Origin of the sequence: Streptobacillus notomytis (assembly GCF_001902585.1) — a bacterium.
Lineage (GTDB): Bacteria > Fusobacteriota > Fusobacteriia > Fusobacteriales > Leptotrichiaceae > Streptobacillus > Streptobacillus notomytis.
The window spans coordinates 31,160-46,821 of record NZ_LKKV01000079.1 but is presented as its reverse complement, the minus strand read 5'-3'; the positions used below and the strand labels follow the sequence as shown (position 1 = coordinate 46,821).

General features: G+C 27.8%; 16 protein-coding genes. All 16 read right to left on the bottom strand.

Annotation, left to right across the window (positions count from 1 at the left end; all coding sequences use genetic code 11):
- Positions 1–21: 21 nt before the first annotated feature.
- Positions 22–594 carry a hypothetical protein gene (locus BUE91_RS03255; protein ID WP_180371203.1) on the bottom strand — a complete coding sequence of 191 codons (573 nt, stop codon included), beginning with the start codon at positions 592–594 and terminating at the stop codon, positions 22–24.
- A gap of 54 nt (positions 595–648) precedes the next feature.
- Positions 649–1,641, bottom strand: a complete 993-nt coding sequence (locus BUE91_RS07440; protein WP_244889883.1) for a hypothetical protein — start codon at positions 1,639–1,641, stop codon at positions 649–651.
- A gap of 16 nt (positions 1,642–1,657) precedes the next feature.
- The gene (locus BUE91_RS03245; RefSeq protein WP_073507935.1) at positions 1,658–2,230 is read right to left on the bottom strand and encodes a hypothetical protein; all 573 of its coding nucleotides are present in this window, start codon (positions 2,228–2,230) and stop codon (positions 1,658–1,660) included.
- A 149-nt stretch (positions 2,231–2,379) separates the two neighbouring features.
- On the bottom strand, positions 2,380–2,757 hold the full coding sequence (gene rplQ, locus BUE91_RS03240) for a 50S ribosomal protein L17 (RefSeq protein WP_066900365.1): 378 nt from the start codon (positions 2,755–2,757) through the stop codon (positions 2,380–2,382).
- A gap of 39 nt (positions 2,758–2,796) precedes the next feature.
- Positions 2,797–3,765, bottom strand: a complete 969-nt coding sequence (locus tag BUE91_RS03235; protein ID WP_066900367.1) for a DNA-directed RNA polymerase subunit alpha — start codon at positions 3,763–3,765, stop codon at positions 2,797–2,799.
- Between the two features lie 54 nt (positions 3,766–3,819).
- On the bottom strand, positions 3,820–4,407 hold the full coding sequence (gene rpsD, locus BUE91_RS03230; protein ID WP_066900369.1) for a 30S ribosomal protein S4: 588 nt from the start codon (positions 4,405–4,407) through the stop codon (positions 3,820–3,822).
- 28 nt (positions 4,408–4,435) lie between these two features.
- Positions 4,436–4,819: a 30S ribosomal protein S11 gene (gene rpsK / locus BUE91_RS03225; protein WP_066900371.1), complete on the bottom strand. Its 384-nt coding sequence runs from the start codon at positions 4,817–4,819 to the stop codon at positions 4,436–4,438.
- A gap of 26 nt (positions 4,820–4,845) precedes the next feature.
- Entirely contained in the window at positions 4,846–5,211 is a 366-nt protein-coding gene (rpsM, locus tag BUE91_RS03220; protein WP_012858379.1) for a 30S ribosomal protein S13, read from the bottom strand.
- Between the two features lie 136 nt (positions 5,212–5,347).
- The gene (rpmJ, locus tag BUE91_RS03215) at positions 5,348–5,461 is read right to left on the bottom strand and encodes a 50S ribosomal protein L36 (RefSeq protein WP_012858378.1); all 114 of its coding nucleotides are present in this window, start codon (positions 5,459–5,461) and stop codon (positions 5,348–5,350) included.
- An 18-nt stretch (positions 5,462–5,479) separates the two neighbouring features.
- A complete protein-coding gene (gene infA, locus BUE91_RS03210; protein ID WP_012858377.1) occupies positions 5,480–5,698 on the bottom strand; it encodes a translation initiation factor IF-1 in 219 nt (72 codons plus the stop codon).
- A gap of 137 nt (positions 5,699–5,835) precedes the next feature.
- Positions 5,836–6,069, bottom strand: a complete 234-nt coding sequence (locus tag BUE91_RS03205) for a hypothetical protein (protein ID WP_073507934.1) — start codon at positions 6,067–6,069, stop codon at positions 5,836–5,838.
- A 17-nt stretch (positions 6,070–6,086) separates the two neighbouring features.
- Positions 6,087–6,677, bottom strand: a complete 591-nt coding sequence (locus tag BUE91_RS03200; protein ID WP_073507933.1) for a ribonuclease HII — start codon at positions 6,675–6,677, stop codon at positions 6,087–6,089.
- A 77-nt stretch (positions 6,678–6,754) separates the two neighbouring features.
- Positions 6,755–8,473: an arginine--tRNA ligase gene (argS, locus tag BUE91_RS03195; RefSeq protein WP_073507932.1), complete on the bottom strand. Its 1,719-nt coding sequence runs from the start codon at positions 8,471–8,473 to the stop codon at positions 6,755–6,757.
- 64 nt (positions 8,474–8,537) lie between these two features.
- Complete coding sequence (locus BUE91_RS03190; RefSeq protein ID WP_073507931.1) at positions 8,538–12,932, bottom strand: PolC-type DNA polymerase III; 4,395 nt, start codon at positions 12,930–12,932, stop codon at positions 8,538–8,540.
- Positions 12,932–14,362 carry an adenylosuccinate lyase gene (gene purB / locus BUE91_RS03185; protein ID WP_073507930.1) on the bottom strand — a complete coding sequence of 477 codons (1,431 nt, stop codon included), beginning with the start codon at positions 14,360–14,362 and terminating at the stop codon, positions 12,932–12,934. The genes BUE91_RS03190 and purB overlap by 1 nt, the downstream gene beginning before the upstream one ends.
- Positions 14,362–15,648: an adenylosuccinate synthase gene (locus tag BUE91_RS03180; RefSeq protein ID WP_073507929.1), complete on the bottom strand. Its 1,287-nt coding sequence runs from the start codon at positions 15,646–15,648 to the stop codon at positions 14,362–14,364. The genes purB and BUE91_RS03180 overlap by 1 nt, the downstream gene beginning before the upstream one ends.
- Between the last annotated feature and the right edge of the window lie 14 nt (positions 15,649–15,662).

Below are 15,662 nucleotides of genomic sequence, written 5' to 3'. Positions count from 1 at the left end.
TTCCCTCTCTTTTAAAATTAATTATTTAAAGGTATATCCAAATTCTATTCCAGAAAGCCCTTTACTAGTAATACCTGAATAAATTCCAACATTATATCTATTATTTATTTTAATACCTAAAGCTCCTTTAATAAGAAATCCTGGTAAAAATTCTATATTATATGTTTTAATCCCGCCACCCAAACCTGCTTCTATTCCTATATATGCTTTAACATTTTCTTTTATCTTAAAATTAAAATCAGATTCCATTCCTAAAATTGCAATAATTTCTACATTATTTGTATTACTTGATTTATTTTCAGATAAATCTATAGTAAATTTAGGTCCGAAAGTAATGTCAAATTTTTTACTTATTTCAGCTTTCCATTCAGGTAAAAATGCAATTGATTGAAAAAAATATGAATTATTTTTTTCATAATATAAACCTAAAGCTCCTTCTAATCTATATCTTGGTCCTGTTATTTTTGATGATTTAGAAATGTTTTTTTCTTTTTTATCATCTTTATTTTTGTCACTTGAATATAAAACATTCATTTTATTTATGCTATGTTTTTTATTTATTTTAGATGAAAAAGAAACTACCCCCCCCCCCATGTAAATAATATCATTATGTATAAAAAAATTTTTTTCACTTAATATTCCTTTCTGCTAAAAAGTATAACCAGCTTCTATTCCAAGTATTCCTTTAACATTTCCTGTATATATTCCTATATTGTATTTATCTTTTATTTTAATCCCCACTGACATCTTACCTATAAATACAAATGAATATCCTACTTCAGTTGAACCATTACTTGGTTTTATTTCAGGACCTATACCTAATCCAACTTCTAATCCAGTATAAACTTTTATATCTTCTTCTATTCTATAATTAAAATTACCCTCACCACCTAAAATTAAATTAGGTATTATTGTATAATCCTTATTGCTACTACTTTTAACTGAACTACTAGAAGCGCTTACTTGGCTAGAACCATTTGTTTTTAATATTTTGGTTGCAACATTCAATGTAAGCTTTGGACCAAAACTAATATCCATTTTGTCATTAATCTTAGCATTCCATTCAGGTAAAAAAGCAATTGATGTAGAGAAATATTCATCTTTTTTTACATTTTCATCAATACTAACAGCACCTAAGGCTAATTCTAATCTATATCTAGGTCCTGTTAATTTAACTTTATTTAAAATTTCATCTGTTTTTTTAATATCTTCTTCCACTTTTTCATTATTAGTTGATACATATATTGTATCTTGTTCTTTAATTTCTATTTTTTCTATATCTACACTACTTGTAATTTCTTTTATTTTTTCATTATTACTTAATACAGAAGTTCTATCTTGTTCTTTAATTTCTATTTTTTCTATATCTACACTACTTGTAATTTCTTTTATTTTTTCATTATTACTTAATACAGAAGTTCTATCTTGTTCTTTAATTTCTATTTTTTCTATATCTACCTTATTTGTATTATCTTCATTATTATTTTCTCCAGAAAAAATATTATTAGATTTATTTTTAACATTTTTTGTATTAGTACTTGTAGTTGTATATTTTCTAGTTCCATATTTAGACCTGTTTAATTTAGCTGGAAATGAAATTAATCCAGCCAATAATATTATTGACAATAGTAATTTTTTCATATATCATTTCCTCCCATTAAAAAGTATACCCAGCTTCTAAACCTAATAATCCTTTAATATCTGCTGTATATATTGCTATATTATATTTTTCATTTATTTTAAAACCTAAAGAAATTTTACTTGAAGTTCTAAATTCAGGATTTTGAACACTAGGACCAGTAGTAGATATTTGGAATCCTATTCCAGTTCCAACTTCTAAGCCTGTATATATTTTAAGATTTTCTTTTACCATATAATTAAAATCTAATTCTCCTCCTAAAATTAAACTAGGAGTAATTGTTGCTGGACTACTGCCAACACTACTAGAAGCTTTAGCAGCACCATTAGAAAGTGTTATAAAATTTGAAAAATTTAGAAATACTTTAGGTCCAAATGTAACATCAAATTTTTTATTTATTTGAACTTTCCATTCAGGTATATATGAAATAGAATTAGAAATAAATATATTACTTCCCATTGCAGCATTTTGTCTATCATTAATGAACCCAGCAGAAACCTCAACTCTGTGTCTTGGTCCAGTAATATTATTTGAAAAAGAAATTAATCCCCCCCAGATTAATAATATTATCAATGATAATAATCTTTTCATAATGTTATTTACTTTAATTAAAAAGTATGAACCTCCTTTATTTATAATTATACCCAGTAAAATAAAGAAAAAACTTTTTAATTTCACAACTCCCATAATAATTTTATTATAATTTAAAAAAAATCGCAAAAGCGATTTTTTTAAATTTATTAAACTAATTCTATAATCGCAAGTTCAGCTGAATCTCCTCTTCTTACATCTGTTTTAATGATTCTTGTGTATCCACCATTTCTTTCTATGTATCTTGGAGCTATCTCTTTGCAAACCTTAGATGTTGCTTCTTCATTTCTTAAAAAAGCAAATACTTGTCTATATATATGTACTGCCTTCGCTTTATCGTCATTAGCTAAATTGTATTTTTTACCTAAAGTAATCATTTTTTCAACAAACTTTCTTAACTCTTTAGCACGAGTTACTGTTGTTTCTATTTGTTCAGCGTTAATTAAAGATATTGTCATATTCTTCATCATTGCTAATCTATGATCACTTCTTCTTCCTAATTTTCTATATGATTTTCTGTGATTCATAAAAAATTTGTCCTCCTATCTTACTTAAAATTCGGTATTCTATTCTTCTGATGAAGACATTTCATAACCATATTCTTTCATTTTTTCAATTATTTCTTTTGCAGATTTATTACCTAAATTCTTTATCTTTTTAAGATCTTCTTTAGTAAGTTTTATCAATTCACCTACAGTATTAATATCTACTTTTTTAAGGCAATTATATGAACGTATTGTTAACCCTAATTCTTCTATTCTAGTTTCTTCAACAAGAGAAAGTTGATTGTCATCTAAATCTTCAACTTCTAACTCTTCTTCTGTTCTAAATTTAGCCATAGCAGTTCCTATATTAGCAAATGGCTTAGTATGTATATTTATTAATTCAACTGCATATGATAATGCATCATGAATATCTATACTTCCATCTGTAGTAACTGTTAAAGTTAATTTATCATAATTTGTAACACGTCCTACCATAGTATCTTCTACTTGGTAACTTACCTTTCTAATAGGTGTATATATAGCATCAACAGCAAGAAAATCTGTTTCCCAACCTGAAGTGTTTATTTCATCAGATATTACAAATCCTTCTCCAGAATCTACTATAAATTCCATATCTATAGTTTTCTTAGTTGTAAGTGTTGCAATTACTTGATCAGGATTTATTATAGTTATCCCTGCTTCTGGAATTATATCAGCAGCTGTTATTACCTTTGGTCCTTCAACTGATAATTTCATTCTTTTTTCAACAGGTTCATCTAGTTCTACTACTATTTCTTTTATATTTAATACTATATCAGTTACAGCTTCTTTAACTCCTTCTATCATAGAAAATTCATTTAAAACACCATCTATTCTAACACCTTTTATTGCAGAACCTGGTATTGATGATAAAAGTACTCTTCTTAAAGCATTACCTATAGTATTTCCATAACCTCTATATAGTGGCTCTAATGTGTATTTAGCACTGTATTGGTCAATTTTCTCTTCTGTAAGCTTAATATTTTTTGCTATCTTCTCAATGTTTAACAAGATAAACCAACTCCCTTATATAGAATTTTATCAATAACCTAATAATATCAATTATTATCTTGAATAGAACTCGATTATCATTGCTTCGTTAATTTCAAAATCAACTGCATCTCTTGTAGGATTTTCTAAAACTTTTGCAGTTAAAGTTCCTTCTTCTAATGATAACCATCCAGGAATTGATTTTTGTCCTACTGATTCTTTAATTATTGAAAGTTCTGTTGATCCTTCTTTAAGAGTAATAACATCTCCTTGTTTTACTCTGTAAGAAGCTATATCTACTCTCTTACCATTAATTAAGATATGTCCATGACTTACTATTTGTCTAGCTTGTCTTCTAGTTGCTCCAAATCCTAATCTGTATATTACGTTATCTAATCTTCTTTCTAAGTATTGAAGTAATAACTCACCTGTTACTCCTTCTTTTCTTGTTGCTTCTTCATATAATTTATAGAATTGTTTTTCCATTACACCGTATACAAATCTCGCTTTTTGTTTTTCTCTTAATTGAGTTCCATACTCAGTTAATTTTTTATTTGCATTTGGTCTTATATTTCTCTTTGATCTTTTATTTACACCTAAAATGCTTGGATCTAATCCAAGAGTTCTACATTTCTTTAAAATAGGCTGTCTATCTCTTGCCATTTTTCAATTTCCTCCTTTGCCTTGTTAATTATAATTTTTTCTTAGGCGGTCTAGCCCCGTTATGAGGTACTGGAGTAATATCTACTATTCTAGTTACCTCTAACTCTGTTGCTTGGATTGATCTTATTGAAGCTTCTCTTCCTGATCCAGGCCCTTTTATTTTAATTTCTATTTTTTTCATTCCATTTTCAATAGCTACTTGCGCTGCTTGTTCTGCAGCTATTTGTGCAGCAAATGGAGTTCCTTTTTTAGTACCTTTGAAACCAGATGTTCCACCTGATTTCCATATAACTACTTTACCTTCACTATCAGTGATAGTAACAACTGTGTTGTTAAAAGTAGAATGTATATAAGCTATACCATTAGGTATGTTTTTTAATTTTTTCTTTTTAACTACTTGTTTTTTAGCCACTTATATGGTCCTCCTATCTAAAATTTTTACTTCTTCTTAGCCACAGCCATTTTTGCTGGACCTTTTCTAGTTCTTGCATTAGTCTTAGTTTTTTGACCTCTTACTGGTAATCCCATTCTATGTCTTAAACCTCTGTAACATTTAATATCAGTTAATCTCTTGATATTAAGTCTGATTTCTTTTCTTAATTCCCCTTCTATCTTATATTCTTCTACGATAGTTCTGATTTTTCCTACTTCTTCTTCAGTTAAATCTTTAACCTTAGTATCTCTGTTTATTCCAGCTTTTACTAAGATTTCATTTGAAATGCTTCTTCCTATTCCGTAGATATAAGTTAATGAAACTTCAACTCTTTTGTTTCTTGGAATGTCAACTCCTGCGATTCTAGCCAAATCCTTTCCTCCTTAAATAATTTTTTTACCTTCATCAATATGCCTTTACCCAAACATAAAGTACAAGCTCTACAGCTAAACATATTTTTACAATTTTTACATAATTTAAGTAAATATATATAAAAATTTTAGATGTCTATCCTTGTACTTGTTTGTGTTTAGGGTTTTCGCATATTACTCTAACTTTTCCGTGTCTTTTGATAATTTTACATTTATCACAGATACGTTTAACAGATGCTTTTACTTTCATTATAAAAACCCTCCTATATTATTTTTTTCTATAAACGATTCTACCTCTAGAAAGGTCATATGGTGATACTTCAACTGTAACCTTGTCTCCAGGTAAAATTTTAATGTAATTCATTCTCATTTTTCCAGAGATGTGACCTAATAACACATGTCCATTTTCTAAACGAACTTGAAACATTGCATTTGGTAATGCTTCTAATATTTCTCCTTCTAGTTCAAGAACATCTTGTTTTGCCATACTTTCACCTCAAATCTTTCTAAAAATTAAACAATAAAACGTGATGAGTAGTTTAATCCTCATCAAACCAAAATCGTTTATACTGGACCAGTATATCATAAGTTAATGTTTTTTTCAATACTTTTTTATTAATATTTTTATTTACAACATTTATAATTATTTTTCTTAAAATTTTCTTCAACTATAGCAGCACTATACATTTCAACCTTACCACAATTTCTACATATTTTTAAATAAAAAAGTTCATTTTTTGAAATTAAATCAAAAATTTTATACGTTAAATCACCATTATCTTTCATGTCTTTTACAGTCAGATAAATATTTTTTATACAAAATTCTTCACTCCCACAAACTATACACTTCTTTTGCATGATTTTCTCCTAGTTATTTATATATTCTTCAAAAAACTTAATCTATGTATATCACATATTCCCTTTTCTCTTATACGCTCATAATGAAGTTTAGTGCCATATCCCTTATGTCTATCAAAACCATAACCTGGATATTCAAGATCATATTCTTTCATAATATCATCTCTTGTAACCTTAGCTATAATAGAAGCAGCTGCTATAGAAAGAGACTTACCATCTCCTTTTACTACAGTTTGCTGATTTCCTAAATATCCTTTAATTTCCCTATTTCCATCAACTAACACTAACTCATCCTCACCTTTACTTATATTATTTAAAGCATAATTCATAGCCAAAAAAGTTGCATTCAATATATTGATTTCATCTATAACTTCTTCATCTACTATACCCACACCTATTTCTACATTCTTATTTGTAGTTAAGTATTCAAACAACTCTCTTCTTTTCTTATCTGTTAATTTTTTAGAATCATTTAATTCCTTTAATTTTTCACTATATCTATTAATACGTACACAAGCTGCAACAACAGGCCCTGCAAGAGGACCTCTACCAGCCTCATCTACCCCTATAATTTTCTTTTTAAAACTCTTATCAAATTCCCAAAGCATTTAATCATCTCCTATACATATTATATCCCAACATAGTATAAAAGTAAATAAAAAAAGGCACCTAAGTGCCAATTTTACTACATTTTATCTACTGTTCTAATTCCTAATAAACTTAATGCTTTTTTAATAACTAAAGCGCTTTTCTCACATAATGCAAGTCTTGCTTTAGTTAATTCTAAATTATCTTTATCTATAACTTGATGTGAATTATAGAAAGAATTAAACTCTTTAGTTACTGAGTAAATATATTCAGCAATTAAATTTGGTCTATTTGATTCATAAGCTTTAATTACTGCTGTAGGTAGTTTATGAAGCGATACTATTAAATTTCTATCTGAAATTTCACTTCCTTCTACTAAGAACTTAGAACCTTCAAATTCTATACCTAATTCTTTTGCTTTTCTTAGTATAGACATAATTCTTACATATGAATATTGTAAATATGGTCCTGTATTACCTTCAAAGCTTAGTACCTTATCCCATGTAAATGTAATTCCTGAAGCTCTATTTTGACTTAAATCAAAGTATTTTATAGCTCCTACTCCTACTGTTTCAGCAATTAACTCTCTTTCTTCCTGAGATAATTCTGGATTTTTTTCATCTACTATTTCTTGTACTTTCTCTTTAGCTTTATTTAATATATCTTCAAGTCTAATTACATCTCCACCACGAGTTGAAAATATTGTTCCATCTCCAAATCTCATAATACCAAATTTAGTATGATGTTTATCATAGTCATATGGAGAACCTAGCATTTCTGCTATTTTAAATACCTGTTTAAAGTGATCAGATTGTCTTTCATCAACTACATATATAGCTATATCAACGTTTAATTCATCTTTTCTATAAACTATAGTTGCTAAATCTGATGTTGAATAAAGGAAGGAATTATCTTTCTTTTGAACTATACAAGGAGGTAATTCATCATTAGGGAAAAATACTACAAGGGCTCCCTGATCTTGTTTAGCTATATTTCTTTCTTTAAGTTTTTCTAAAACTTCTGGCATCATATCATTATAGAAAGATTCACCATTAAATAGCTCAAATTCAATATCAAGTCTTTTATATACTTTATCATATTCTCTTAATGATGAAGTAATAAACTCTTTCCATAGTGCATAATTTACTGGATCTCCTGCTTGAACTTTTCTTAACTCTTCTCTTGCTTGTTCTTCTAAAGTTGGATCTTCTTTAGCTTTTTGAGAGAATAGAACATATATTCTTTCTAACTCTTCAATAGCATTATTTTCATAAGCTTTTTTATCTAACCAGTTATTATATGCAACTATTAATTTACCAAATTGAGTTCCCCAATCCCCTATATGATTATCCCCATATACAGTAAATCCTAATTCTCTATATATTCTTTTTAAAGCATCTCCTATTATTGTACTTCTTAAATGTCCAGCATGCATTCTTTTTGCAATATTTGGTGAAGAATAATCTATAGCAACTATTTTTTCATTTGGTACTCCATATTCGTAGTTTTCTTTACCTATTTTTGCTGTTTCTTTATTTAATAAATCAGTATTAATAAAGAAATTAATAAACCCTGGTCCTGCTACTTCTACTTTTGAAATTACACCTTTACCATCAAAATTTTCTACTATAGAATTTGCAATTTCCCTTGGATTTTTACCTAACATTTTAGCTTTCTGCATAGCAAAATTAGTTTGATAATCTCCAAATTCTTTTTTAGTCGAATTTTGGATATCTAATTCTGTCAATTCAAAATCATAATATTTTCTTATATTCTCATTTAAAATATCTAAAACTTGATTAATAAGTATTTTCATTTGCTCCTCCTTTATTTCCTTGTTTTTTGTATTATTATACTCTCATTTACTTATGTTGTCAATGTTAAAAAAGAGTTAGTTGATTTGACTCTGGTATAGAACTGTCTATACATCCAAAAGTTTTTAAAGTATCAAGTACAGTTTTTGAAATCTTACATCTTTTAGTTAAATCTTCTATAGAAGTAAATTCTTTTATTTTTCTTTCTTCTTCTATAGTTTTAGCTACAACTTCTCCTAGTTGATCCATAGCTATTAATGGTATTCTAATTTTTCCATCTTCTATGGTAAATTTCATTGCATCTGATTTATATATATCTATAGGTAAAGTTTCTATTCCTCTATAATACATCTCTATTAATATTTCAAAAAGTATAATTTGCTTCTTATCTAAGACTTTTAAATCCCTTGCTTCTAATTCTTTTCTTTTTTGTAAATTTATTTTAATTTCATCTATATTTCCATACATTTCCTTAAATGAGAAATCAGCATATTTTCTATTTAAAAATGCAGTATAAAACTCAAGTGGATAAAACACTTTAAAGTAAGCTATTCTAACAGCCATCATAACATAGGCAACAGCATGTCCCTTAGGGAACATATATTTTATCTTCTCACATGATTCTATATACCATTCATCTATATTACTTGCCTTCATCATTTCCTTATACTGTTCCCATTTTTCTTTATTCTTAGATGGTTGCCCTTTACGAACAAACTCCATAATATTAAATGCTTCAGATTTATCCATACCCTTATCTATAAGTCTGTTCATAATATCATCCCTAACAGTAATAACTTCACTTAAAGTCGCAACACCATCTCTTACATATTCTTGGGCATTATTTAACCAAACATCTGTACCATGTGAAAGACCAGATATTCTTACAAGCTCTGCAAAAGTTGTTGGAAGTGTATCTTCTAACATTTTTTTAACAAAGTCTGTTCCAAATTCTGGTATACCACTAGTTCCCATCTTAGAACCTATCTGTTCTTCACTAACTCCTAATGCATCTGTAGAATTAAATATACTAATTACCTTAGGATCTGTTAATGGTATGTTATATATATCCACATTAGTTAAATCCTGCAACATTCTTAATGTAGTTGGATCATCATGACCTAGTATATCAAGTTTAACTAATTGTTGGTCCATAACATGGTAATCAAAGTGTGTAGTTATAGAACCAGAACTTTCATCATTAGCTGGATATTGAACAGGAGTGAAATCATATATAGACTTATAATCTGGGACTACTATCATACCTCCAGGATGCTGCCCTGTAGTTTTTCTAGCCCCTGTACATTTAGTTGCAACTCTATATATCTCAGCCTTATTCTTGTTACAGTAATCATTAATTCTTTCTTCTAATCTTTTTTCTTCACTAGATCTAGTAATGGCATCTAATTTTTTAAGACTTGTACCATATTTATTATATATCTCTTTTTCAAATTCCTTTTTTATATTCTCCTCAAAATACTTTTTAGCAGTAGTATATGCATTTTTCTCAGCAAGACCAGATATTGTTCCTGCTCTAAAGACATAATCATCTCCAAATAGTTCTCTAGTATACTTATGTATTTCACCTTGATATTCTCCAGAAAAATTAAGATCTATATCTGGAGTTTTATCTCCCTTAAATCCCATGAAAACTTCAAATGGTATAGAATGTCCATCTCTTATTAATTTAGAGTTACATTTAGGACAGTTTTTTTCTTCTAAATCGACTCCCGAACCCTCAAAATCTTTCATTTCAAAATATTTACATTTCTCACATCTATAATGAGGATAAAGGGCATTAACCTCTGTTATTCCCATAAAATATGCTACAAGCGATGAACCTACTGAACCCCTTGATCCAACTAAATACCCATTATCAACTGATTTTTTAACTAATTTTTGTGCTATTAAATACAGCACAGCAAATCCATTCCCTATTATTGAATCAAGTTCTCTTTTTACCCTTAATTCTACTTCCTCAGGAAGAGGATTACCGTAAAGTTCATATGCCTTATTATACGTCATATTTCTAACTTCATCTTCAGCTCCTTCCATTACAGGCTTATAGTCACCATCAGGTATAGGCTTAATTTTTTCAATTTGATCATTAATTTTATGTGTATTATATATTACAACATTTCTTATATCCGATTCATTTAAATAACTAAATTCTTCAAGCATTTCTTCTGTTGTTCTATAATAATTACCTGTGTCTATCTGATAAGTTCTAAAAGCCCTATCAGAACCTAAAAGTAAGGCTGCTTTAGATTTTTTATCCTTATCATCTAAATAATATACATTTCCTGTTGCTACAACTAATTTACCCTTATCTTTAGCCATATCAACAAAATCTTTATTCATTTGTTCTATAAATTCATAACCAGAAATTTCTTCAGTTTCTATCGCATCGTTATATATACATCTTGGATATACTTGTACATAATCATAAAAATCTAATTCCTGCATAATTTCTTCTCTTGAAATACCTCTGATATAAAGGCTTACAAGTTTACCTTTATTAAATCTTCCAGAATATATTGGACTTGAAGAAATTAAGAAGTTTTCTCTATCTTTTTCAAGATCTGTTTTAAGTATTCTTGGTTTTTTATCCCCATAATATTTTAAATGTGATATAGATACTAGTTCATATAATCTTTTTAATCCTGCAAGATTTTTCACTAGTATAGTAATATTTTCTGTATCAGCAATTTTAGGTTTTTTCTCTAATTTTTCACTAACATCAATTAATCTTTCTACACCCTTTGCAGATACAAGGGATAATAATTTTTTAAATAATTCTGCTGTTGCATTAGCATCATCTACTGCCCTATGGTGATTATCTAATTTAATATTAAATTTTTTAGTAAGTGCATCTAAACTAAATCTTTTTACATCATCTACTAATATTTTAGACCATTCCAATGTATCTATATATGAAAAGTTAGTTTCTAGACCCAATTCTTCACATTTTTTAGAAATAAATCCAACGTCAAATTTTGCATTATGAGCTACCAATGTACTACCTTTAGTAAATTCTAAAAATCTTGGCATTACTTTATCAATAATATCGCTATCTTTAACCATATTATCATTAATACCAGTAAGCTCTATAATTTTTTTAGGTATTATCATTTCAGGATTTACAAATTCAGAAAATCTATCTAATACCTTACCATTTTTTAACTTAACTGCACCTATTTCTATTATTTTATCATTTACAGGAGAAAATCCTGTAGTTTCTATATCAAATACTACGAATTCTTCCTCTTCTATAAATACATCTTTAGCCTTAACTATTAATGGAGCACTATCATCTACCATATATGCTTCTATACCATATATCACTTTAAATTCTTCATCTTCTTTAACTCCCATAGCAACAAATGGGAAAGAATGTACTACTCCATAATCTGTAACAGCTACAGCCTTATGTCCAAATTCTCTTGCCCTATTAACTAAAGAACCTTCTTTACCTGATTTAGGTTCTATAGTAGATAACATATCACTCATATTAGTATGGGCTGCAAGTTCTATCCTTTTTTCCTCAGATCTATCTTCCCTTTTCTTATTATCATTTTCTATTACTTTTATATCCCTTATTATTATAGAATAATCATCAAAATATTTTTCATATTTACCTGATAATTCAACTATGTCTCCATTTTTAAATTTAATCTCTTCTTTATCATTAACAAATTTTGTACAAGCTACTGAATTTTCATGATCTGTAATATATATTACTATTTTTAATTTACCACTTTTAGTTGATGCTAAATCAAAATAGAATATCTCTCCTCTTAGAGCTATTTCTTGACCTACCATTAAATCTTCAAGATCACTAAAATTACTCAATTTAATTTTAGTACTTGCATACTTCTTATTATTAACTATACCTGGTTTTTTTACTTCTTTAGGCTTATATGAAATAGGAATTTCATATTCTAATACTTCTTCTTTTGGTTTAGTGTCAATTAAATTTATTTCTGTGTTTACATTAAAAAATATCTCAAAGTTTAAATTTTGAGAGAAAGTTTCATTTATTATTTTTTCTATTCTTTTTGACAAAGTTTTTTCAGTATTTTTACCTATATTCATTATAGTTTCTAAATTTAATTTAATATTATTTTGTGTTTGAACGTATGTATAATTTGATAAAATTGATGATAAATATGGGTTAGTATCTTTAATAAGTTTCATTGTAAAATTAATGACTTCATCTATATTAAATTCATCTTTATTACATTTATTTATATTAAATTTAATATTAAGAGTATCGGAAACTTTTTCCAATACTCTCTTTATTTTTAATAAGTCATCAAATACATTTTCTATATTTAAAATATCATAATTTATTATTACTTCATTTGACTTTGATCTAAGCAATGCTATTTCTGTTATTTTAATATTACTAATACCCAAGTTATCTTCATTAACTGTAAGTATAGTATATCCTTTTTTCATTATTTATCTATCTCCGTAAATGTTTTTATAATTTCTTCTCTATATTTTTCTAATATAGGACTAATATCATTACTTAAAAATTCTTCAACCTGTTCCTTTGAATATCCAATGAATTTTTCTGCTTCTAATATATTATCTATTTCATCTTTAATAATATCTAATCTTCCATCTTTTTTAATTAATTCTATTAAGTTATTATCAAGACCTTCTAATTTAACATTTTTAGCAGCTTCCATAGATAATTCCCTTATAATCTCATGGACATCTTGTCTATCCATTCCATTTTCAACAGCCCTCATTATTATATTCTCTGTTGCCATAAATGGTAATTCTTTATCTACATTTCTTTTTATTATTTTTTCATAAACAACTGTATTTTCAAAAATATTTAAAAGTAATATTAATATACCATCTATAGCTAAAAAGCTTTGTGGAACAGATAATCTTTTATCTGCTGAATCATCTAATGTTCTTTCAAACCATTGTGTAGAAGCAACAAGTTCTCCATTATGAGCATTAGCCATAACAAATTTTGCAAGAGATGATACTCTTTCACTTCTCATAGGATTTCTCTTATACGCCATAGCAGATGATCCTATTTGTTTTTTACCAAATGGTTCTTCTATTTCTTTTAAATGTTGTAACATTCTAAAATCATTAGTGATCTTATGAGCACTTTGTGCAATATTTGATAGCAATTGCAAGATTTGTGAATCTTGTTTTCTATCATAAGTTTGAGAAGATAAAGTTTGTTTACCCTTAAATCCTGCCTTTTTTGTAACTAATTCATCTAATTTTTTTACTTTATCATAGTCATTAAATAGTTCTTTAAAACTTGCCTGTGTACCAGTAGTACCCTTAGCTCCCCTAAATTTTAAATTATCTAATCTAAATTCTAAATCCTCTAAATCATAAAGTAGAGATTGTATCCAAAGAGATGCTCTTTTACCTACTGTTGTAAGCTGAGCAGCTTGAAAATGTGTAAATCCTAAAGTTGGCAGAGCCTTATACATATCAGCAAATTTAGACATTCTTTCTATAACAGAGACAAGTTTTTTTCTAACAAGAAGTAATCCTTCTTTTATTTGTATAATATCTGTATTATCTCCAACATAAGCACTAGTTGCACCTAAATGTATGATTTTTCTTGCATTAGGAACTAAATCTCCAAAAGTATGAACATGAGCCATTACATCATGTCTTAAATCTTTTTCATACTTTGCAGCTAGATTATAGTCTATGTTATATATATTATCTTCCATTTCCTTTATCATGTCATCTGTTATGAAATCTAGCCCTAATTCTTGTTCAGATTTTGCAAGATTTACCCATAATTTTCTCCAAGTTGAAAACTTAAAATCAGGAGAAAATATATATTGCATTTCTTCACTAGCATATCTTTCACACAAAGGATTAACATATTTATTCATTAAAATTCTCCTCTATAAATATTTTGCTCTCTGCTTGGTCCAACAGATATTAAAGTTATAGGAGTTTCTAAATAACTTTCAATAAACTCAACATATCTCTTACAGTTTTCTGGTAATTCTTCATAGTTTTTAATTTTTGTAATATCTTCTGTCCAACCTGGGAATTCTTTATACACTATTTCTATTTCTTGAGATTTTCTTAAATTTCCAGGATATGTTTGATGTATTTTACCATTAATATCATAAGCTATAGCAACTTTAATAACCTCAAGTCCAGATAATACATCTAATTTAGTTAAAACTATATCTGTTAATCCATTTATTAATGTAGCATATTTCCCTACTACAAGATCTAACCAACCACATCTTCTTGGTCTACCTGTAGTTGCTCCAAATTCATGTCCTACTACCCTTAAATTTTCTCCTATTTCATTATTTAATTCAGTAGGGAAAGGCCCTTCTCCAACACGAGTTGTATACGCTTTCATAACACCTAATACTCTATTTATTTTATTTGGAGAAACTCCACTACCCGTGCATGCTCCACCTGCTGTTGGAGATGATGTAGTTACATATGGATATGTTCCATAATCTATATCTAACATCAATGCTTGAGCTCCTTCAAACAATATTTTTTTACCTTCTATTACTGCCTGGTTAATTTCAAAAACTGAATCTATTATTCTATTTTTCATCTTTTCTGCAAGCACTTTGTATTTTTCTAATAATTCTTCAAAAGAAAAAGTTTGATAACCATATTTTTCTAAAATATCATTTTTTTCTTTAATATTCCATTCAAGCTTATCCTTAAATCTATCAAAATCAACTAAATCTCCCATTCTAATACCATTTCTTGAGATTTTATCATTATAGCATGGTCCTATACCTCTTTGAGTAGTTCCTATTTTATTTTCTCCTAAAGCTTCTTCTTTTGCTTTATCTATAGAAACATGATAAGGCATTATAATATGTGTTCTTTCATCAACATATAGATTGCTTAAATCTTTACCTCTAGATTCAAGTTTTGATATTTCATCAAGTAATACATCTATATCAACAACTACTCCTGAACCTATAATACATTTACCCTTATTATTAATTACACCCGATGGAAGTAAATGTAATACAAATTTTTCTTCTCCAACTATAACTGTATGTCCTGCATTATTTCCACCTTGATATCTAACTACATAATCCGCATCTGGTGATAACACATCTATAATTTTACCTTTACCCTCATCTCCCCACTGTGTTCCTACTACAACATATGTATTATATTTTTTCATATTCATTTCCTCTT

Coding starts and splice junctions, on each gene's coding strand:
- BUE91_RS03255 (WP_180371203.1), bottom strand. CDS start 594: ATGGGGGGGGGGGTAGTTTCTTTTTCATCTAAAATAAATAAAAAACAT.
- BUE91_RS07440 (WP_244889883.1), bottom strand. CDS start 1,641: ATGAAAAAATTACTATTGTCAATAATATTATTGGCTGGATTAATTTCA.
- BUE91_RS03245 (WP_073507935.1), bottom strand. CDS start 2,230: ATGAAAAGATTATTATCATTGATAATATTATTAATCTGGGGGGGATTA.
- rplQ (WP_066900365.1), bottom strand. CDS start 2,757: ATGAATCACAGAAAATCATATAGAAAATTAGGAAGAAGAAGTGATCAT.
- rpsD (WP_066900369.1), bottom strand. CDS start 4,407: ATGGCAAGAGATAGACAGCCTATTTTAAAGAAATGTAGAACTCTTGGA.
- rpmJ (WP_012858378.1), bottom strand. CDS start 5,461: ATGAAAGTAAAAGCATCTGTTAAACGTATCTGTGATAAATGTAAAATT.
- infA (WP_012858377.1), bottom strand. CDS start 5,698: ATGGCAAAACAAGATGTTCTTGAACTAGAAGGAGAAATATTAGAAGCA.
- BUE91_RS03205 (WP_073507934.1), bottom strand. CDS start 6,069: ATGCAAAAGAAGTGTATAGTTTGTGGGAGTGAAGAATTTTGTATAAAA.
- BUE91_RS03200 (WP_073507933.1), bottom strand. CDS start 6,677: ATGCTTTGGGAATTTGATAAGAGTTTTAAAAAGAAAATTATAGGGGTA.
- argS (WP_073507932.1), bottom strand. CDS start 8,473: ATGAAAATACTTATTAATCAAGTTTTAGATATTTTAAATGAGAATATA.
- BUE91_RS03190 (WP_073507931.1), bottom strand. CDS start 12,932: ATGAAAAAAGGATATACTATACTTACAGTTAATGAAGATAACTTGGGT.
- purB (WP_073507930.1), bottom strand. CDS start 14,362: ATGAATAAATATGTTAATCCTTTGTGTGAAAGATATGCTAGTGAAGAA.
- BUE91_RS03180 (WP_073507929.1), bottom strand. CDS start 15,648: ATGAAAAAATATAATACATATGTTGTAGTAGGAACACAGTGGGGAGAT.